The sequence below is a fragment of the Mesorhizobium sp. Primo-A genome, assembly GCF_003997175.1.
GTDB lineage: Bacteria > Pseudomonadota > Alphaproteobacteria > Rhizobiales > Rhizobiaceae > Mesorhizobium > Mesorhizobium ciceri.
Window position 1 is genome coordinate 82,598 of sequence record NZ_RZTG01000015.1, and the last position, 20,121, is coordinate 102,718.

Annotated in this window: 21 protein-coding genes; 16 read left to right on the top strand and 5 right to left on the bottom strand. The window is 62.0% G+C overall.

Annotated features, from left to right (window positions below; all coding sequences use genetic code 11):
* Positions 1-77: 77 nt before the first annotated feature.
* The 7 genes from EOC83_RS26095 to EOC83_RS26125 all read left to right on the top strand — a co-directional run bounded on the left by EOC83_RS26095 (position 78) and on the right by EOC83_RS26125 (position 8,408).
* Positions 78-1,733 (top strand): ABC transporter substrate-binding protein, encoded by a 1,656-nt coding sequence (locus EOC83_RS26095; RefSeq protein ID WP_063167626.1) that lies wholly within the window; start codon positions 78-80, stop codon positions 1,731-1,733.
* Entirely contained in the window at positions 1,730-2,620 is an 891-nt protein-coding gene (locus EOC83_RS26100; protein WP_164745786.1) for a DUF427 domain-containing protein, read from the top strand. The genes EOC83_RS26095 and EOC83_RS26100 overlap by 4 nt, the downstream gene beginning before the upstream one ends.
* 80 nt (positions 2,621-2,700) lie before the next feature.
* The gene (locus EOC83_RS26105) at positions 2,701-3,465 is read left to right on the top strand and encodes an SDR family oxidoreductase (RefSeq protein ID WP_127325996.1); all 765 of its coding nucleotides are present in this window, start codon (positions 2,701-2,703) and stop codon (positions 3,463-3,465) included.
* Between the two features lie 419 nt (positions 3,466-3,884).
* Complete coding sequence (locus EOC83_RS26110; RefSeq protein ID WP_027163833.1) at positions 3,885-4,859, top strand: ABC transporter substrate-binding protein; 975 nt, start codon at positions 3,885-3,887, stop codon at positions 4,857-4,859.
* Positions 4,860-4,936: 77 nt separating this feature from the next.
* On the top strand, positions 4,937-6,022 hold the full coding sequence (locus EOC83_RS26115) for a glycine betaine/L-proline ABC transporter ATP-binding protein (protein WP_063167624.1): 1,086 nt from the start codon (positions 4,937-4,939) through the stop codon (positions 6,020-6,022).
* Positions 6,019-8,001 carry an ABC transporter permease subunit gene (locus tag EOC83_RS26120; protein ID WP_063167623.1) on the top strand — a complete coding sequence of 661 codons (1,983 nt, stop codon included), beginning with the start codon at positions 6,019-6,021 and terminating at the stop codon, positions 7,999-8,001. The genes EOC83_RS26115 and EOC83_RS26120 overlap by 4 nt, the downstream gene beginning before the upstream one ends.
* 29 nt (positions 8,002-8,030) lie before the next feature.
* Positions 8,031-8,408 carry a GFA family protein gene (locus tag EOC83_RS26125; RefSeq protein ID WP_063167622.1) on the top strand — a complete coding sequence of 126 codons (378 nt, stop codon included), beginning with the start codon at positions 8,031-8,033 and terminating at the stop codon, positions 8,406-8,408.
* A 13-nt stretch (positions 8,409-8,421) separates the two neighbouring features.
* Here the strand turns inward: EOC83_RS26125 and EOC83_RS26130 are convergent, their stop codons facing one another.
* Positions 8,422-9,780 carry an NAD(P)/FAD-dependent oxidoreductase gene (locus EOC83_RS26130; RefSeq protein WP_013532892.1) on the bottom strand — a complete coding sequence of 453 codons (1,359 nt, stop codon included), beginning with the start codon at positions 9,778-9,780 and terminating at the stop codon, positions 8,422-8,424.
* A 318-nt stretch (positions 9,781-10,098) separates the two neighbouring features.
* On the opposite strand from EOC83_RS26130, the gene EOC83_RS26135 reads away from it, so the two are divergent.
* Complete coding sequence (locus tag EOC83_RS26135; RefSeq protein ID WP_013532893.1) at positions 10,099-10,815, top strand: XRE family transcriptional regulator; 717 nt, start codon at positions 10,099-10,101, stop codon at positions 10,813-10,815.
* A gap of 54 nt (positions 10,816-10,869) precedes the next feature.
* On the opposite strand, the gene EOC83_RS26140 is transcribed toward EOC83_RS26135, so the two are convergent.
* From EOC83_RS26140 to EOC83_RS26155, 4 genes are all read right to left on the bottom strand, one after another.
* Complete coding sequence (locus EOC83_RS26140; protein WP_063167621.1) at positions 10,870-11,910, bottom strand: DUF3445 domain-containing protein; 1,041 nt, start codon at positions 11,908-11,910, stop codon at positions 10,870-10,872.
* A 9-nt stretch (positions 11,911-11,919) separates the two neighbouring features.
* On the bottom strand, positions 11,920-12,885 hold the full coding sequence (locus tag EOC83_RS26145; protein ID WP_063167620.1) for a PDR/VanB family oxidoreductase: 966 nt from the start codon (positions 12,883-12,885) through the stop codon (positions 11,920-11,922).
* Entirely contained in the window at positions 12,882-13,478 is a 597-nt protein-coding gene (locus EOC83_RS26150; protein ID WP_063167619.1) for a dimethylamine monooxygenase subunit DmmA family protein, read from the bottom strand. Before EOC83_RS26150 ends, EOC83_RS26145 begins: the two co-directional genes overlap by 4 nt.
* A gap of 142 nt (positions 13,479-13,620) precedes the next feature.
* Positions 13,621-14,754, bottom strand: coding sequence for an aminomethyltransferase family protein (locus tag EOC83_RS26155; RefSeq protein ID WP_063167618.1), 1,134 nt, complete (start codon positions 14,752-14,754; stop codon positions 13,621-13,623).
* 286 nt (positions 14,755-15,040) lie between these two features.
* Here EOC83_RS26155 and EOC83_RS26160 point away from each other — a divergent pair, with 286 nt between their 5' ends.
* The 8 genes from EOC83_RS26160 (at position 15,041) to EOC83_RS26195 (ending at position 20,120) form a co-directional block, all read left to right on the top strand.
* Positions 15,041-15,328: a hypothetical protein gene (locus EOC83_RS26160; protein ID WP_013532898.1), complete on the top strand. Its 288-nt coding sequence runs from the start codon at positions 15,041-15,043 to the stop codon at positions 15,326-15,328.
* Positions 15,329-15,340: 12 nt separating this feature from the next.
* Positions 15,341-15,718 carry a hypothetical protein gene (locus tag EOC83_RS26165; RefSeq protein WP_013532899.1) on the top strand — a complete coding sequence of 126 codons (378 nt, stop codon included), beginning with the start codon at positions 15,341-15,343 and terminating at the stop codon, positions 15,716-15,718.
* 35 nt (positions 15,719-15,753) lie between these two features.
* Positions 15,754-15,915 (top strand): hypothetical protein, encoded by a 162-nt coding sequence (locus tag EOC83_RS26170; RefSeq protein ID WP_013532900.1) that lies wholly within the window; start codon positions 15,754-15,756, stop codon positions 15,913-15,915.
* A gap of 14 nt (positions 15,916-15,929) precedes the next feature.
* Positions 15,930-17,333 (top strand): amino acid permease, encoded by a 1,404-nt coding sequence (locus tag EOC83_RS26175; protein WP_024502594.1) that lies wholly within the window; start codon positions 15,930-15,932, stop codon positions 17,331-17,333.
* A gap of 45 nt (positions 17,334-17,378) precedes the next feature.
* The gene (locus tag EOC83_RS26180) at positions 17,379-18,068 is read left to right on the top strand and encodes a hypothetical protein (RefSeq protein WP_024502593.1); all 690 of its coding nucleotides are present in this window, start codon (positions 17,379-17,381) and stop codon (positions 18,066-18,068) included.
* Positions 18,065-18,388: a hypothetical protein gene (locus EOC83_RS26185; RefSeq protein WP_063167617.1), complete on the top strand. Its 324-nt coding sequence runs from the start codon at positions 18,065-18,067 to the stop codon at positions 18,386-18,388. The genes EOC83_RS26180 and EOC83_RS26185 overlap by 4 nt, the downstream gene beginning before the upstream one ends.
* A 105-nt stretch (positions 18,389-18,493) precedes the next feature.
* Positions 18,494-19,390: a glutamine amidotransferase family protein gene (locus EOC83_RS26190; protein ID WP_063167616.1), complete on the top strand. Its 897-nt coding sequence runs from the start codon at positions 18,494-18,496 to the stop codon at positions 19,388-19,390.
* Between the two features lie 4 nt (positions 19,391-19,394).
* On the top strand, positions 19,395-20,120 hold the full coding sequence (locus EOC83_RS26195; protein ID WP_013532905.1) for a GXGXG domain-containing protein: 726 nt from the start codon (positions 19,395-19,397) through the stop codon (positions 20,118-20,120).
* Position 20,121 lies beyond the last annotated feature (1 nt).

The window sequence follows — 20,121 nt, forward strand, 5'->3', positions numbered from 1 at the left end:
TCAAAAAATATCGCTTTCCGGCGGCAGTCAACAATGAACTAGATGGCCGAACCCCAAGACACGCGAGGAATCCAGCCATGCCCAAGCATTTCCGGATGATCGACAACGCTCGCAGAACGCTCACTGCAATCGAAAATTCCGCTGTCGACGAATTGCTGGCCGGCAGGATGGACCGCCGCGACTTCCTGCGCCATGGCAGCGTGCTTGGTCTCTCACTGCCGTTCCTGGGCAGCCTTGTCGCGGCCGCCGGCCTCGGCACGCAGCAAGCACGCGCGGAGGGCAAGCCGGGCGGCACGGTGCGCGCCGGCGTGGCGACGCCGGGCGGCGCCATCGATCCCGTCACCTATTATGACAGCGGCAGCTACCAGCTGGTTTTCCAGACCGCCGAATTTCTCTGCATCACGCAGCCGGACCTCACCTTGAAGCCGGTGCTGGCGGAGAGCTGGGCGCCGAACGAGGACGGCAGCGTCTGGACGTTCAAGCTGCGCAAGGGCGTGAAATTCCACAATGGCGAGGATTTCAAGGCCGACGACGTCGTCGCGACCTTCGACCGGCTGGCCGACCCCAAAGGCGCTTCTAATGCACTTTCCGTGTTCAAGGGGCTGCTGTCGAAAGGCGGCACCCGGAAGGTCGACGACCACACCGTCGCCTTCCATCTCGATGCGCCGAATGGCAGCTTTCCCTATTCGGTGTCGATCGACAATTACAACGCCGTCATCCTGCCGGCGAGCTACAAGGGCGACTACGAAAAGACGTTCGAAGGAACCGGGCCATTCCGGCTGGAGACCTACACGCCAAAGGTCGGCGCGACCTTCATCCGCAATACCGACTATTGGGGCGAGAAGGCGCTGCCTGACCGGCTCGAATTCAAATTCTACGGCGACGTGCAACCGCGCATCCTGGCGCTGCAGGCCGGCGAGGTCGACATCCTCGACGCCGTTCCGCTCGATGTAAGCCAGGTGGTGCTGAACAGTCCTGATATCACGGTGCTGCGTGTCGCTTCGACCGCGCACCGGCAGCTTCACATGCGCTGCGACACCGGCCCCTTCACCGACAAGCGCGTGCGCCAGGCGCTGGCGCTGTGCATCGACCGCTCCAAGCTGGTCGACGGGCTGTGCCGCGGCATGGCGGCGACCGGCAATGACAGCCCCTTCGCACCCGCTTTCCCCGCAACCGACAAGACGGTGCCGCAGCGCGTCCAGGATATCGCCAAGGCCAAGCAGTTGCTGGAGGCGGCGGGCCTTGCCAGTGGTTTCGACATCACGCTAACGACGCTGCGCTATTCCGACATTCCCCGCTACGCGCAATTGTTCCAGAATTTCGCCAAGGGAATCGGTGCCCGCATCTCGCTCAACATCGAAGACCAGGACAAATATTACGGCAAGGCGGTGTTCGGCCAGTCGGACTGGCTGGACAGCCCACTTGGCATCACCGACTACGCCCATCGCAGCGTGCCGAACGTCTTCCTGAAGAGCCCGCTGGTCAGCGACGGTCCGTGGAATGCGGCGCATTTCAAGAGCCCGGCCTATGACGGCATGGTCACCAGCTATCTCAAGGCGCTTGATGTCGGCGCGCAACGCGCTGCCGCCTCCGACATCCAGAAACTGCTGCTCGACGAGACGCCTGTCATCTTCAGCTATTTTCCCGATCTGCTGGTGCCGGTGCGCAAGAATGTCAGCGGCTTGCCGCCGATCGCCGCCGGCCTGCTGCTCGATCGCGTGTCCCTGAGCTGATCGTGCCTCAACGCCCGATGACAAAAGAAACTAAACGGGAGACTACCATTCGCAAGCCTCATCTGCGCGGCCGCGGGCCGCATTTTCCGCTGCTCGACAGCATCGTGCAGTACGACTTCGAGCCGGGCTACATAGCCTTCACCATGCCGACGCAGAAGCGCCTGCGTGTGCAGGTGGGGTCAATGACCGTGGCCGATACGACCAACGCCTTGGTGTTCTACGAATCCGATCATCTGCCGGTCTACTATTTTCCGATCGGCGACGTTCGCGAGGAGTTCCTGCTGCCGAGCAAGACCACGACAGAGGACCCATTCAAGGGCACAGCCACCCACTATTCGCTCAACACCGGCATCACGCTGGTCGAGGACGCGGCCTGGCGCTATCTCGATCCGGTCAAGGGCTGTCCGCCGATATCGGACTACATGTCGTTCACCTGGAGCAAGATGGGGCACTGGTTCGAGGAGGACGAGGAGATCTTTGTCCACGCCCGCGATCCCTTCCGCCGCGTCGACTGCCTGCCGTCGTCGCGGCGCGTGCAGGTCATCCTCGATGGTGAGCAGGTCGCCGATTCACGCCGCGGCGTGTTCCTGTTCGAGACCGGCCATCCAGTGCGCCACTATCTGCCAATCGCCGACACGCGGCTCGATATGTTCGCGCCCAGCCGCTACATCTCGCGCTGTCCTTACAAGGGCATCTCCAACTATTATCACGTGACGACCAAGGCCAAGCGTCACGAGAACCTCGTCTGGTATTATCCTGAGCCGGTGCACGAGGCGGAGCGCATCAAGGGGCTGGTCTGTTTCCACCACGAGCTGGTCGACAAGATCCTGGTCGATGGCGTCGAAATCCCGAAGGAAGCCACGGCCGCGTCGAGCGGTTATTTCTAGGCATCGACGCCGCTTGCGCGCGGGCGCTTGATCGAAGCACGGGTCAGCGCATACCCTCCCTGGGACAGGGAGGACACTCGATGGATCTTTTCAAGCTGGATGGCGATGTCGCGCTGGTCACCGGCGCCGGCAGCGGCATCGGCCAGGCCATCGCGATCGGGCTGGCCGAGGCAGGCGCCGACATCGCCTGTTTTGGTCATGCGTCGAAAGGCGGGCTGGATGAAACGGCGCACCGGATCACGGCACTCGGCCGCAAGGCGCTGGTGCTGAACGGTACAGTGACATCGCAGAGCGATCTGGCGGCGGCGATCGATCGAGTCGAGAGCGAACTCGGTGCGCTGACCGTTGCGGTCAACAATGCCGGCATTGCCGGCTCCGACCCCGCCGAGACGATGCCGCTGGAGACGTGGCAGAAGGTGCACGAGGTCAATGTCGCCGGCGTGTTCCTGTCCTGTCAGGCCGAAGCGCGCAAGATGCTGGTGCGAGGCAAGGGCTCGATCATCAACATCGCCTCGATGTCGGGCACCATCGTCAACCGGGGCCTGACGCAGGCGCACTACAATTCTTCGAAGGCCGCCGTCATCCACATGTCCAGGAGTCTCGCTATGGAGTGGGCCGATCGCGGCCTGCGCGTCAATGTCGTCAGCCCGGGCTACACACTGACGCCGATGAACAAGCGGCCTGAGGTGGCCGAAGAGGTGAAGATCTTCAAGCGCGACACGCCGATGGGGCGGATGGCGGCGCCGGAGGAAATGGTCGGACCGACGGTGTTCCTGGCCAGCCGCGCAGCGAGCTTCGTCACCGGCCTCGACCTGATTGTCGATGGCGGCTACGTCTGCTGGTAGAGGTTCAACTTCGCCTGCAGTCTGAATTTATACGCCTCGCGCGGTGTTAGTCGTTGCGCGACATGAACCTTGATATATATAATTTCATCCCATGAAACTGGCTTGGCGAGATGGCGCTTGCCGGGTCGACAGCCGAGAACATGAGACCTTGATGGCTCGCACCTTGCAAGGCGCCGCAAGACTGGCAATCGATCCGCAGATGACCGCCCCCGCAGCGATCCGTCGGCAACCATGACGCCGACACTGCAGTCCTGTTCCATCATCACTAGAATTGAGCACCATCTTGCCTGCGTCGGCCAAAGCCGGGGCAATAATCTGGCGCCGACGGCCTTGCGCAAAGACCAGCCTTTCCAACACAATCAAGAAAAGCCGCAAGAAGGGAACGAACGATAATTTTCACAGCTTGAAGGAGAACAAGCATGTCACTTCGCAGTGTGATTTCGAACTTAACAATGGGAACCTTCGCACTCGCCGCGGCGAGTGCACTGACACCTTCCGCCCAAGCCGCCGCACCAGAATCCAACGATCCGATCAAGATCGCGCTGTTCGACTGGACCAGCGTCAATCTGAACGCCAAGATCCTTGGCGGTATCCTGGAAAAGCTCGGCTATACCGTCGAGTATCCCACGGCCGACTACCTCTCCAGCCTGACCACGGGCCTCACCAATGGCGATCTTGATGTCGGCCTGGAGTTCTGGGACACGACCGCCGGCGAAGCCATGAAGGCCTCCGATGCGACCGGCCAGACCGAACGGCTGGGTAAGCTCGGACCCAAGGCCAAGGAAGAATGGTGGTTTCCGGAATACATGAAGGAGAAATGCCCGGGCCTGCCCAATTGGGAAGCGCTGAAGGACCCGAAATGCGCCGAAGCCTTCTCGACGGCGGAGACCGCACCGAAGGGACGCTATCTCGGCGGCCCGGTGACATGGGAAGGCTTTGACGACGAGCGCGTCGAGGCGCTGAAACTGCCCTTCACCGTCATCCATGCCGGCACCGACGCGGCGATGTTCGCCGAGCTCGATTCCGCCTATCAGCGCAAGGCGCCGATCATGCTGTGGATCTATTCGCCGCATTGGGCGCCTGCCAAATACAAGGGCGAGTGGGTTGAATTCCCGGAATACACGCCCGAGTGCTACAACGACCCGAAATGGGGCGTGAACCCCGACGCCAAATATGACTGCGGCAAGCCGCATGGCGAGATCTGGAAATACTCCTGGTCCGGCATGAAGGACAAATGGCCGGTCGCCTACAAGGTGGCCAAGGCCTACACGATCGACACCGATGAGCTCAACAAGATGAGCGGCGAGATCGATCTCGGCGGCAAGACACCGGAGGACGTCGCAGCTGCCTGGATCGCCGCCCACGAGGCCGACTGGAAAGCCTGGGCGCAGTGATCGTTCCGACTGGAAAAATGAGACCCGGCTGCTGACCAGCCGGGCCTCACTTGTTGATATTCCAGAGGGACGTTCGAATGACGGACAGGACTGAACAGGAGCCAAACACGGCGGGCGCGCCAAAAGACGCCCGTCCGGTAAAGCTTGCCTGCCGCAATGTCTGGAAATTGTTCGGATCGAACGCGGCCAATTTCATCCGCGAACGTGACGGCAAGGCCAGCATAGCCGACGTCACGGCTGCCGGGCTGGTCGGCGCGGTGCGCGCCGTCGACCTCGAAATCCGCCAGGGCGAGATTTTCATCATCATGGGCCTGTCGGGCTCCGGCAAGTCGACGCTGGTGCGCTGCATGTCGAGGCTGGTCGAGCCGACCCACGGCAAGGTCGAATTCGAGGGCAATGACCTGCTGAAAACCTCCGATGCAGCACTCATCGAATTGCGACGACACCGCATGGGCATGGTGTTCCAAAATTTTGCGCTGTTGCCGCATCTCAACGTGCTGGAGAACATCGCCTTCCCGCTCAGCATCCAGGGGCAGGACCGGGCGACACGCGAAGCAAGGGCGCGCGAGGTCATCGAGCTTGTCGGCTTAAGGGGTCGCGAGCATTTCTATCCGCGCGAACTGTCCGGCGGCCAGCAGCAGCGTGTCGGCATCGCCCGCAGCCTGGCGACAAAACCGGAAATCTGGTTCCTCGACGAGCCGTTCTCGGCGCTCGATCCGCTGATCCGCCGCGAGATGCAGGACGAGCTGATGCGGTTGCAGATGATGCTGCACAAGACCATCGTCTTCATCACCCATGATTTCGACGAGGCCATCCGGCTGGCCGACCGCATCGCCATCATGAAGGATGGCGAGGTCATCCAGATCGGCACGCCGGAGGAACTGGTGGTCAATCCGGCGACCGACTACGTCGCCGAGTTCACCCGCGACGTCGACCGCGCCAAGGTGATCTCGGCACGCAGCCTGATGCGCGCCTGCGACGGCTCGGAGCACGGCGGAACGGTGGCGCCGGAGGCCAAGATATCCAGCTTTTCCGCCAGCATCGTTGCCGCCAACAAGCCGTTCGCGGTCGTCAACGGCAGCGGCAAGCCGATCGGCGAGGTGACGCCGCAAGCGGTGATCGATCTGCTGGCCGGCATTGAGCGTTCCGGAGCCGGCACATGACGGTGACGGCAAGCGCCGGCGAAACACGGTCGCGCCCGGTTCAGGTCTGGCTGCTCGTCTGGGCGGTGGCACTCGCGGCCGTGCTTGTCGTGTTCCTGTTGCGAGACCGCCTGTCCTGGGCGGTCAATTATCCGGCCAGCGCCGTCGTGCCGGTCGCCGATTGGGTCAGCGCGCTGATGCGCTGGATCAAGTCGAACCTGTCGTGGCTCACCCGCTCGATCACCGCGGTGCTCGGCGTTCCGCTCGATTTCGCGCTCAATCTGCTGGCCAAGAATTTCAAGATCGGTCGGGGCGCAGAAGCCTATGTCCTGCCGCGGCTGTCCTGGGTCGGCGTCTGCGCTGCCGCCTTCATCGCGGGGCATGCCGCCGGCGGCAGAAAACTCGGCCTGCTGGTCGGCGGCTGCTTCCTCTACATCGCGCTGTTCGGCCAATGGACCAGCGCCATGCTGACGCTTGGGCTGATCTCCATCGCCGTGCCGTTCTGCATCGTCACCGGGCTGTTCGCCGGCATCTGGGCGTGGCGCAAGCCGTGGGCCGAAAGGCTCATCGTCTCCCCTGCCCTCGACCTGATGCAGACGATCCCGACCTTCGCCTATCTCATCCCAATGCTGCTGCTGTTCGGCAACAGCCCAGTCTCGGCGATGATTGCGACCGCCATCTTCGCCACCCCGCCGATGGTGCGAGCAACGATGCTCGGCCTATCGCGGGTGCCGTCGGAGATCGACGATTTCAGCGAAATGGCCGGCTGCACGGCGCAGCAGAAACTGTGGCGGGTGCTGCTGCCGTCGGCGCGGCCGACATTGATGGTCGGCGTCAACCAGGTCATCATGCTGGCGCTGAACATGGTGATCATCGCTTCGATGATCGGTGCCGGCGGCCTCGGCTACGACGTGCTCCTGGCGCTACGCGCGCTGAAGGTCGGCGAGGCGATGGAAGCCGGCCTTGCCATTGTGGCACTCGCCATCGCACTCGACCGGCTGAGCCAGGCCATCGCGCACAGCCAAGCAAAGGGCCATGTCCATCAGGAGGTAAGCCCGAGCCTCTGGCGGCGCTACCCCAACCTGACGCTGGCCATCGCCATCCTTGTCGTGACAACACTGTCCGGTCTGTTCGTGCCGGCCTTGGCAGTGGTGCCGAAAGCGATCACTTTCACCACGGCGCCGCTGTGGAAGGCGGCGGTGAACTGGGTGACCATCAATTTCTTCGACACGATCGAAGCGTTTCGCGTGGCGCTCATCCTCAATCTGCTGAACCCGCTGCGCGCCTTTTGCGAGGGCTTTCCGTGGCTCGGCGCCGTCTTCCTGCTCGGCCTTGCCGGCTATCAACTCTCCGGCCTGCGTCTCGCCGTCCTCGTCGCCGCGCTGACCGCCTTCTGCGCCATCACCGGCCTGTGGGAAAAGACCATGGCGACGGTCTATCTCTGCGGTATTTCGGCCTTCATCGCCTGCCTGATCGGCATCCCGATCGGGCTGATGGCTTCGCGCAGCGACCGGTTCGAGAAGATCGTCACGCCGGTCATCGATACGCTGCAGGTGCTGCCATCCTTCTGCTTCATCATCCCGGTGGTGATGCTGTTTCGGGTCGGCGACGTCACCGCGATGATCGCGACGATCGCCTTCGCCGTGGTGCCGGCGATCCGCTACACCAATCACGGCATCAGGCAGGTGCCGCCGGCGCTGATCGAGGCGGCCAAGGTGTCGGGCTGCACGCCGCGCCAGACCTTCTTTCGCGTGCAACTGCCGCTGGCGCTGCCGGAAATCATGCTGGGCGTCAACCAGACGATCCTGATGGCGCTGGCAATGATCATCATCTGCGCCATGGTCGGCACCCGCGATCTCGGCCAGGAAGTGTTCATCGCGCTGTCCAAGGCCGATTCCGGCCGCGGCATCGTCGCCGGTCTCGCCATCGCCTTCATCGGCATCGTCGCCGACCGGCTGTTCAACGCCTGGACGGCGAAGGCGCGCGCAAGGCTGGGTTAGGATTAGCCGCCCCGATACAGGAGAGAATGATGACTGGCCGGATCGCTCACTGCACCTGCGGCCAATTGCAGATCCGCTGCCCGCAAGAGCCGGCCAAGGTCTCGCTTTGCCATTGCCTGGACTGTCAGCGGCGGACCGGCACTCCGTTCGGGATCGCCGCTTTCTTCGATGCCGCCGAGACCGAGATCAGCGGCTCATTCCAGACATTCCAACGCGATTCCGACAGCGGCTTTCCCGTCACCTTTCATTTCTGCGGAACGTGCGGCTCAACGGTCTTCTGGTATCCGTCACGAAAACCGGCGGCGGTAGCCGTCGCAGTCGGCTGCTTCGGAGACCCGGCATTTCCGGCGCCGACGCAGTCTGTCTATGGCGAGAGTCGCCACGGTTGGGTCGAGGCGCCGGCCTGACGGCGCCCACTCGTTATTCCGCCGCAACGCCCTTCACCTCAAGATAGCTCTCCATCGAATCATCGAGCGCCTGCAGCCACGGCGTATGATGCAGCGGCGCCATGGTGCCGGTCATCAGCGAGCGGTAGGCGTGGTCGCGGAAGCTCATAATGTCTTCGCCCTTGTGGTGTTCCCATTCCATGAAGGTCTGGTTGACCGCCTCGACGTCGAAACCGGGATAATCGGTCTGGTCCATCAATTCCTTGGTGTAGTCGCCCTGGAACCAGATCATCTGCTCGGCGTCTTCCAGCGTTTCCTCACGCGCGCGCCACTTCGCGCCGTGAGCGGCCATCGCCTCGGCCGAGGGCAGCTTGATGCGGCCCATGATGACGTCGCGGGCAAACCAGGCCTGCGCGTCGAACATATTGAAGGTGTAGAACTGATCCTGCATGCCGATATAGGAAAGCTGTGGGTTCTTCTCCCAGACGACGCCTTCATAGAGATCGAGCGGCCACATGCGGTTGGCTGTCTTGAGCTTCAGATCGTCGGTCAGGAAGGGGAAGGAATGCAGGTACCCGGTGCACAGGATGATGGCGTCGACATCCTTGGTCGTGCCATCCTTGAAATGCGCGGTTTTGCCGACGACCTTCTGCAGCAGCGGCACCTCTTTCCAATTCTCCGGCCATTTGAAACCCATCGGCTTCGAGCGGTAGCTGGAGGTGATGGATTTGGCGCCGTATTTGTAGCATTGCGAGCCGATGTCCTCGGCCGAATAGGAGCGGCCGATGATCAGGATATCCTTGCCCTTGAACTCCATCGCGTCGCGGAAATCATGGCTGTGCAGGATGCGGCCATTGAAGGTGGAGAAACCCTCGAAATAGGGCACGTTGGGTACCGAGAAATGCCCGGAGGCGACGACGACATTGTCGAACTCTTCCGAGTAGGTGACGTCGTTGGTGCGGTCATGCGCGGTGACGGTGAATTTCTTCGTCTCGTCCGAAAACGTCACCATGCGCACCGGGCTGTTGAAGCGCACCCATTTGCGCAAGCCTGATTTCTCGACGCGCCCCTTGATGTAGTCCCACAGCACGGCGCGCGGCGGATAGGAGCCGATCGGCCGGCCGAAGTGCTCCTCGAAAGTATAGTCGGCGAATTCCAGGCATTCCTTTGGTCCGTTCGACCAGAGATAGCGATACATGGAACCGTGCACCGGATCGCCATGCTCGTCGAGACCGGTGCGCCAGGTGTAGTTCCACAGGCCGCCCCAGTCCGACTGCTTTTCGAAGCAGACGATCTCGGGAATGTCGGCGCCCTTGTCGGCCGCCGATTTGAAGGCCCTGAGCTGTGCCAGGCCGGATGGGCCGGCTCCGATGACGGCAACGCGACTTTTCATGGCAGGCCTCCCGATCTGGTTTCGACTTTTGCCTTGACGCAACTCCCAAGGGGAAAGCGCTATGCGCTTTTTCCGGAATTGCTCTTACGAAACAAATTTCACTCACAGGGACAGTAATTGGCCCTTTCGTGCTGTCAACAGCCCGGTGCGGAAACAACGTTCCGCCGATGTGGATTTCCCGCAAAAAACCGGACGCGGCCAAACGCCGGATCGTGCGCATGTGCTTTCAGGCGACTTGCCGTCGCAGTTGCGCTGCTGTATCGGCACCTGACATGTTCACCTAGAGTGAAATAAATCCGCAGGAGTGCCGGGGGCGACATGGCGAAGAAGGTTTCCGATTCCAAGGCTGGTCCAGCCGGTGCAAAGGCCAAGCCGCAGCCAAAGGTCTCGGCCGACGGGAAAACCATCCGCGCGCCGCTGACGCAGAACCCGCATGCCATTCGCGACACGCGCGAAAAGGTGCTGGAGGTGGCGATCGGCCGCGAGGTGCGCGCCTTCCGCAAGAAGCTCGGCATCACCGTCGCCGATCTGGCGGTCGCCACCGACATTTCGCTGGGCATGCTGTCGAAGATCGAGAATGGCATCACCTCCCCGTCACTGACCACCTTGCAGGCGCTGTCGCGGGCGCTCGGCGTCCCGGTGACAGCCTTCTTCCGCCGCTTCGAGGAAGAGCGCAGCGCCGTTTTCGTCAAGGCCGGCCAAGGCCTCGATGTCGAGCGCCGCGGCACGCGCGCCGGTCACCAGTACAATCTGCTCGGCCATATCGGCTCCAACACCAGCGGCGTCGTCGTCGAGCCCTATTTGATCACGCTGACCGAGGATTCCGACGTGTTTCCGACCTTCCAGCATGAGGGCATGGAATTCCTCTATATGCTCGAGGGCGAGGTCGTTTACCGGCACGGCAGCAATCTCTACCCGATGAAGCCCGGCGACAGCCTGTTCTTCGACGCCGACGCGCCGCACGGGCCGGAACAGCTGACGAAACTGCCGATGCGGTATTTGTCGATTATCTGCTATCCGCAGAGCGCGGGTTGAGCGGGACTCGATCTCCCCCCACGAGGGGGAGATCGGCAGCTTCGCGGGCGTCGCTCAATCCGGCCCGAACCCAGGGCTCGTCGGGCTGCCGTCGTCGAGCTTCGACAGCCACTCGACCAACGTTGACCTATATCGGGTCAGGCCCTTGTAGTTGCCGAGTTCGTCGGGCAGGTCGCGGATGACACGGTGCAGGCGCCGGGCCCATTTTGGTTGCGTCACCAGCTCATCCATCTTGATCAGATAGCAGCGGATCGGAAAGACGATGCCGTTCGAGCGCGGCAGGCGCCAAAAACTCTGCAGCTCGACGCGCAGATGCACTTTGTCGCCGACATTCTCCGGCGTCACCGTAGCCCGGTCCGGACCCCATTTGTGATAGTTTTCGGGGCTGGTGTCGAGGCGCGGATTGATGGTCATCGTCCAGTTCAGGCGCCTGGCCGGCTTGCCTTGCTGGATGTTGGTGAGGAATTTCAGCGCCCTGACAAAAATCCCCTTCTCATGCGCCAGCGGCACCGGCGCGTGCCATTCGAAAAAGTTCATGCCGATGTCGAAATCGAGCGACCAGTCGGCTTGGGTGGTGACCATGCCGGCATCCATCCACAGATTGCCGTCGCGCTGGTCGAGGATGCAGAAGTCGCCCTGGCTCTGGCGGGTGATGTACTCCATCGGGCCGTAAGGCAGCGTCGAGGTGTCGCCGAAGGTGAAGGTGTCGTCGATGCCGAGCGGCCGGTTGATCCAGCGCCAGCGGTCGCCGTCGCGGGTCAGTGTGAAATGTTCGGGATAGCCCAGCGCCTGCTGCTCCATCAGCAGTTCCAGCAGGTCCCAGCCGGCCAGCGTCATGTGCGGCAGCGACTGGCAGCGCAGCGGGTCCTCGGCCAGCACCAGCGCCCGGTCCTGCATCTCGGCGACATAGTGCTCGTCGACGTCGATCAGGTTTTCCAGCACGCTGCCTTTCGGCCCGACGACATGCGGCTCGATGTTGACCGCATACATGTAGGCGTCTTCGTGGAAAGGGAACGGGAAGCGCCTGATGTGCTCAGGGCTGTTCCTGAAGGTGAAGTCGTCGCGGAACGTTTCCTTGCGAAAGGTGATGCCCATGATTTCCTCCTAGCGCTCCAGGACCAGCGACCGGCCCTCGAAGCGCGACACGCACGGCATGATCTTCTTGCCCGAACGGTGCTCTTCCTCGCTCAGCCAGTGGTCGTTGTGGATGAACTTGCCGTCGCAAGAGATGACGTTGGTTTCGCACTGGCCGCAGACGCCGCCGCGGCAGAGATAGGGCGGATCGACGCCGGCCGCTTCGATCGCTTCCAGCAGGCTCTGCTGCTCATCGACGCGGATCGTCTTGCCGCTGACGGCAAGCGTCACGTCGAAAGGCAGGCCAGGCTGGGGGGCCGCGAAATGCTCGAAATGCACGGTTTCCGATGGCCAACCGAGGCTTGCCGCGCGATCACGCACCCAGTTGATCATGCCGGCCGGGCCGCAGACATAGAGATGCGTGCCGAGCGGCTGCGTCGACAGCAGCCGGTCGAGTTCGATGCGCTCGTCAAGGTCGTCATGATAGAGCCTGACCCGTCGGTCGTAGCGCTCGCGCAGCACATCGGCATAGGTGCCGAGCGATGCGGTGCGGCAGGTGTAGTGCAGTTCGAAATTGCCGCCTTCCGCCGCAAGCTGAGCGGTCTGCGCCATGAACGGCGTGATGCCGATGCCGCCGGCCAGCATCAGATGTTTTTTGGCGCGCAGGTCGAGCGAGAACAGATTGACGGGATAGCTGACCACCATCTCCATGCCGGGCTTGACGTTCCGGTGCATGAACAGCGAGCCGCCGCGGCCGACATCGTCGCGGCGCACCGAGATCGTGTATTCGCGCGTGTCGAGCGGCGAGCCCATCAGCGAATAGGGGTTGAGCCTGGTGCGTTCGCCGTCGCGCATCTCGACCACGACATGGGCGCCGCCGGAAAAGGTCGGCAGCAACTCGCCGTCGCGCCGGCGGAAATGGAAGCGGGTGACGAGGTCGTTGACCGGGACGACGTCGCTGACCACGACATCGAGTTTTGTTGTTCCGGCGCTCATCGGAAAACCTCCTCCATCGGAGGAATCTCGCTGCGATCCTCGGCGTTGATGCAGACGCCCTGGAACGCCGCGATGCGCCTGGAATAATGATCGCGCACCAGAAGCAGCAGGCCGCAATGCGCGCAGGTCGCCGGCTGCGTCGTCACATTCTCGGTGATGCCCTTGCAGTGGACGCATTGCATGCGCCGCGCCAGCGAACCGCGGTGCTCGGTCTGGATCGAAGTGTGGTCGATGCCGGCTTCAAGCGCCACCTGCATCGCCTGGCCGATCAGGCCCTCAGTGCCGGCGAGATAGAGGCGCAGGCCCATATGCGCATTTGCCAGTGTCTGCCTAAGCCGTGGCAGCAGGCTGGCGAAGGATGGCGACAGATGAAACTGCACCGGTCTCAGCGCTTCGAGGGCTGCGGTGTGTTTGCCGTCAGGCCCGGGAATGAAGACGATGTCGGCGTCGTCGAAAAACCCGGGCGGCGCCCTCCCGGCCATCTCCGCTATCGCCAGCGCCCCTTCCGCATCCGCGATAAAAAGATGATGCTTGCCGGGCTGCGGAGACAAGGTTCCGTAAACAGGCCGGCTGATGATGCTTTTGGCTGCCATTTAAGTCTTCGTGCCTTCGAGCGCTTCACCGTTTCATAGAAACGGCGGACCGCTCTATCTCTTTGCTTTGACGCAATTCCGGACGGAAAACCGTTTCACACTTTTCCTGGAATTGCTCGAACCCCTCGCCGTCGACTATGCCTCAACCTTTCGCCGTGCGCTTGGTCTTCTTGGGATCGTCGAATGGCAATGGCTGGGCGGTGGCCTTGATGGCGCCGCTCCTGTTGCGGATTTCGAGCTTGGTGTCCTTGACCGCGCAGTCGACGTCGAGGCGGGCGATGCCCATCGATTTCTCGACCAGCGGCGAATACATGGCGCAGGTCACCACGCCCACCTTCTTGCCGTCGCGATAGACCAGCGCACCCTCATCGGCCGGCTCCTTGCCGTCGAGCAGAACGCCGTAGATCTTGAAGCGCTCCTTACCCTTGAGGCGATAATGCTCCTCGGCGCCGCGAAAGCCGGTCTTTCCGGGGCTGACGGTGAAGTCGAGGCCGAGTTCCCACAGCGTGTCGCCGGGTCCTTCGTTCTCGAACGGGTATTTCTGCGAATTGTCGTAGGGGTAGAACAGCAAGTAGCTTTCCACCCGCAGCATGTCGAGGGTGGTGAAGCGGCACGGAATGATGCCGGCGCTCTTGCCCTCGTCGAGAATCCTGTCCCAGATCGTGCCGGCATCCTGGCCGCGGCAGAAGATCTCGTAGCCGCGCTCGCCGGTGTAGCCGGTGCGCGAGATCATGACGGGCAAACCGAACAGTTGCGTCTGCATATGATGGAAATAGTTGAGGTCGCGAATGCCCGGCACGTGCTTGGCCAGATAGTCGACGGCGGTTGGCCCCTGCAGCGAAAGATCGTGCAGATTGTCGTCGAAGCGCAGCGACACGTCGCGGCCCATAGCCGCCCGCTGCAATTCTTCATGGCCGGTGCCCGAACCATGCACGACCATCCAGGCATTGGGGCCGGTGCGGTAGAGGATGCAATCGTCGGTGAATTTTCCCGCCTCGTTCAGCATGCAGGCATAGGCCGACTTGCCGGGATAGATCTTTTCGACGTCGCGCGTCGTCGCCAGGTCGATCAGGTGTGAAGCATGCGGCCCGGTGATGTGCACCTTCTTGAGGCCGGAGACATCCATCAGGCCAGCCTTGGTGCGGATGGCGATGTACTCCTCGTCGGCATCCTTGTCGTAGGTCCAGGCGGTTCCCATGCCGCTCCAGTCTTCGAGCTTCGAACCGAGCGCTCGGTGGCGATCCGCCAGGGTCGAAAATCTCCAGGATGCCGTCATCCGCTCGTCCTCCGTTTCGATAATGCTCTGCTGTTCCCTGCCCCCTGCGCAGTGGCGGGAGCTTTGACCGAATATTGATCGCAAACGCCAGGACGCCGCAATACCCATAAGCAATTAATTTCATTGTCAGGCAAAATCCACCGCGCAAAGCAAACAGTTAACCTCACGTAAATCGCGCTTGACAATTGCGGGATTCGGACTGAATTTATGAAAAAAATTTCACTCTCTTGAAAGAGGGCAGCGGCCGGCCAATTCGGGGCCTGGCGTTGGAAAAAGGGGAAAACCGATGTCAGACATGCAACAGCGCATCGAAGCGCTGTACCGCTCCGACGTGCGCGGATCTGCGCTCCTGATCGTCTGCCTGTGGGCGACGATCCTCTTCGTCCTGCTCATGACATGGCCCTACATCCCGCACAGCGGCATCAAGGCCGTGGTCGCGATCGCCGCCGCCGCCGTGCTGATCTTCAACACGGCCGCCATCCTGGCGATGGTCAAGCACTACAAGGAAGACAAGGAATTCATCTACGGGCTCGACATCAAGAACGCCGACGCATTCCGCAACCGCAAGTCCTGAGGGGTAGAAGAAATGTCCCGCTACACGCCGCCGGAGCAGAGCAAGGCCGGGCAGGTTTTCGACATCGCCGTCGTCGTCGTCGCCATTTTCGTGGCGCTGTGGCTGCCGCTGAAACTGGGCCTCGCCGGTGCGGCGAAATCCATCGACGCGCTCGACGCCAAGACGTGGGAAGCGCTCGGCCAGAACCCGACCATGGCCTCGATCTGGGAAAAGCTCGGCTACACGCCCGAGACCGCGCACGACATCATCCAGAACCGCTTCCATTATGTCATCGACTGGCCGACGCTGATCATAATGGCTGCGGTGCTGATAGGCTATTTCGTCTTCCTGTTTCGCGCATCCGACCGCGAATATCGCGACGTCATCAACGAAAAATTCGACGACAAGTAAGAGTTCTGAGGACGATTTAATTCGGGGACACGATCATGTGGGTGGCACTCTCTTACGCATGCTGGGGCATCTCGATCGTGCTCGCTTTGTGGATGCTTTACGACTGGTTCAAGGTCGACACGACCTTCTCCGAAGAGGTGCTGACCTCGTCGCGCGAAGGCGAACTGGAAGCCACTTCCGAAAAACACCGGATCTGAGTGAGGATTGAACAATGACGATCGCACTTGAACCGGCTGCCCCGGCTGTCCAAGGGGACAGAGTTTCACTCCTGCGCGTGCTCGGACCGGCCCATGTCTGGGCGCTCGGCGTCGGCATCGTCCTGGTCGGCGAATTCACCGGCTGGAATTTCTCGGCGGACAAGGGTGGCGCGCTGGCCGCGCTCATCGTCTGCTGGGTCGTCGGATTGCTCTACACCTCGGTCGCGATGATCGATTCCGAGGTGACATCGACCGTGGCCGCCGCTGGCGGCCAGTATGCGCAGGCAAAGCACATCGTCGGACCGCTGATGGCGTTCAACGTCGCGCTGTTCCTGGTCTTTGCCTACACGATGCTCGAAGTGTCCGACGCCATCCTGCTCGGCGACACCATCGTCGCCAAGGCCGGCGTCGAAGGGCTCACCCACAATTCCTTCATCGCCGCGACCATCGTCGTGCTGGCGTGGCTGAACTATCGCGGCGTGCTGATGACGCTCAACGTCAACTTCGTCATCACCGCGATCGCCTATATCTCGATCGTCATCCTGTTCTTTTCGGTCAGCCCGTGGACGCAAGGCGCGGTGCTGAAGCTGAACGAACTGGTCACCCCAGGCAATGCGCTTCCCTATGGCTGGATCGGCGTCATCGCCGCCTTCCAGTTCGGCATATGGTACTATCTCGGCATCGAAGGCACCACACAGGCCGCCGAGGAAGTGCGCTCCCCGGCCCGCTCGCTGCCTTACGGCACCATGGCCGGCATGATCACGCTTTTGATCGCGGCGGCCATGACCTGGTATGTCTGCGCCTCCCTGATGCCCTGGGAATATCTCGGCATCACCTACTATCCACTGTGGGACGCCGGCAAGCTGACCGGCAGCCCGCTGCTCGAGAACCTGTTGTTCGTCGCCACGCTGCTCGCCGCGCTGGCGTCGGCCAATGGCTGCATCAACGATGCGGCGCGCGCCTGGTTCTCGCTCGGCCGCGACCGCTATCTGCCGACATGGTTCTCGGCCGTGCATCCGAAATATCGCACGCCCTATCGCTCGATCCTGTTCCTGCTGCCGATCGCGCTGGCCTTCGCCTTCATCGCCGACCTCAACCAGGCGATCACCTTTTCGATCCTGTCGGGGGTGCTGCAATACACGTTCATGAGCATCAACATCATCATGTTCCGCAAGAAATGGCCGCTGGGCTCGATCCGCCGAGGCTACACCCACCCCTTCCATCCGATCCCGGCCATGGTGCTGTTCTGCCTGTGCGTGGTGACCTTCTTCGCCATCTTCCTCGGCTTCGGCTCGCAGCTGATCGCCATGGTCGCCTTCTACTTCCTGATCTCGCTGTGGTTCCACTTCTACCGTTACAAATTCGTGCGGCGCGGCGACCAGTTCACCATGCCGTGGCCAAAGCCGCAGGGTTATTGATGGGAGTAGGCCCGTCCGGATCCCGGGCGGGCCTGGCATGAGAAAATGTCCGATCTGACATCAGCACTGCTGGCCGGGGCCATTGTCCTGGTTGTCGTTCTCCACCTTGCCTGGCAAGCGCGTGCCAGCCGCAGCAGGGCATCGATGGCGCTCGCCGTCGAGCAGGACCGCATCCGCACAATCATCGCCGATGCTGCCAATGTTTCGGATGGCACCGCCGGCGTCATCACCTGGGAAGGATCCTGGAACAGCAAACGTGTCCAGGTGCGCACCATCGTCGATACGCTGGCGACGCGCAAACTGCCGGCGCGCTGGCTCAGTGTTTCGATCACCGAAGAGGTCGCGGTACCAGCCACCTTCGACATGATGATGCGGCCGGGCTCGCCGACGACCTTCTCCAATTTCGATCATCTCGAGCATACGCTGCCCAAGGCTCCGGGATTTCCCGCCGAGTCGGTGCTGCGCACCGACCGCAGGGCGGCGCGCTTTCCGCAAGGCCTGATCGCCAGCCATATCGAGATCTTTTCCGAAGGGCGCGCCAAGGAACTGCTGATCACGCCCAAGGGTATACGCATCGTCTGGCTTCTGGCCGAAGCCGAGCGGGCGCGCTATGGCGTTTTCCGGCAGGCCGAATTCGGCGACGCCGCACTCGATCCCGCGCTGATCGAAAGGCTGCTGATGTCGGTGTCGGCGCTTCGCGACGCGATCAACAAAAGCGAACGGCAGGCCGCATGACCAGTTCCGCCACTGCACCCGCCAATCCCTATCTGGTTCTCGGCGCCGCAATCGTGCTGCCGGGAAGCGGGCACGTCATTCTGGGCGTGCCGGTGCGCGGCCTTCAATTCCTTTTCTTCATGGTGATCCTGGCATGGGTGACGGCCAAGATCGCGCCGCCCGATGCCAGCTTCGTCGGCCGTCACGCCGGCGGCTTCCTGATCTATGCTTTGTCGATCCTGGACGCCTACAAGCTCGCCCGCATCCGCACCGCCAAATGGGTTCACAACGCCCGGCAAGGCAACGATAGTGGGCAGAGCGGCATTGAGACGCATAGGTAATTAGAGGAATATTTTTTTCATACGATTGAATTTGCGGACCTCATTCGATACATCATTTTCAGAGTTGCAAACGATCTCTTAGCTACAAAACGTCGGGAGGCTGACATGTGTGGAATTGTCGGACTGTTTTTGAAGGACAAGTCGCTGGAACCCCAGCTTGGCGCGATGCTGTCGCAGATGCTGATCTCGCTCAGCGATCGCGGTCCCGATAGCGCCGGCATCGCCATCTATGGCGCGCCGTCCAAGAATGAGGCCAAGATCACCATCCAGTCGGCCAAGCCCGACCGCGATTTCCGCGGCCTCGAGGCGGAGCTCGCCAAGGCCATCGGCACGCCGGTGACGATCGCGGTGAAATCCACCCATGCAGTCGTCAGGACCACCCCCGCGAAGATCGATGAAGCGCGCGAAACCATCCAGGCGCTGCGCCCCGACATCCGCATCATGGGCGCCGGCGACGTGGTCGAGATCTACAAGGAAGTCGGCCTGCCCGAGGCAGTCGTCGATCGCTTCGATGTCCGCAAGATGACCGGCACACATGGCATCGGCCATACCCGCATGGCGACGGAATCGGCGGTGACGACGATGGGCGCGCATCCGTTCTCGACCGGCGCCGACCAGTGCCTGGTGCACAATGGCTCGCTGTCGAACCACAACAATGTCCGCCGCGAACTGATCCGCGAAGGCATGACCTTCGAAACCGAGAACGACACCGAAGTCGCTGCCGCCTATCTCTCGTCACAGATGGCGCATGGCAAGAATCTCGGCGAGGCGCTGGAAGGCACGCTCTCCGACCTCGACGGCTTCTTCACCTTCGTCGTCGGCACCAAGAACGGCTTTGGCGTGGTGCGCGATCCGATTGCCTGCAAGCCAGCCGTGATGGCCGAAACCGACCAATATGTCGCCTTCGGCTCGGAATATCGCGCGCTGACCAAACTGCCCGGCATAGACAATGCGAGGGTCTGGGAACCCGAGCCCGCAACCGTCTATTTCTGGGAGCATTGAGTTCATGCCGGCAACCACGCTTTCAAAAACCGCGGCACACGACCCTCGGGTCTTCGATCTCGACCAGTTGTCGCTGCGCGAACTCAACCAGGCGCTGCACAATCTGGCTCCCGGCTCGAACGAAACGGCATGGGAAGTGCTGAACCCGAAAGGCAGCCATTCGGTGGCCGTTGGCGTCGACCAGCCTGTTGCCATCGATGTGCGCGGCAGCGTCGGCTATTACTGCGGCGGCATGAATTCCGGCAGCACCATTACCGTGCATGGCTCGGCAGGGCCTGGAGTCGGCGAGAACATGATGTCGGGCTCGATCACCATCAAAGGCGACGCCAGCCAGTATGCCGGCGCCACCGGCAAGGGCGGCCTGCTGGTCATCGAAGGCAACGCCTCGTCGCGCTGCGGCATTTCGATGAAGGGCATCGATATCGTCGTGCATGGAAATATCGGCCATATGTCGGCCTTCATGGCGCAGTCAGGCAATCTGGTGGTGTTGGGCGATGCCGGCGATGCGCTCGGCGATTCCATCTACGAGGCGCGGCTCTTCGTGCGCGGCAAGGTCGACAGCCTCGGCGCCGACTGCATCGCCAAGGAAATGCGGACCGAGCATCTGGAATTGCTGCAGGGCCTGCTCGACCGCGCCGGCGTCACCGGCGTCAAGCCGTCGGAGTTCAAGCGCTACGGCTCGGCGCGTACCCTCTATAATTTCAATATCGACAACGCCGACGCGTATTGAG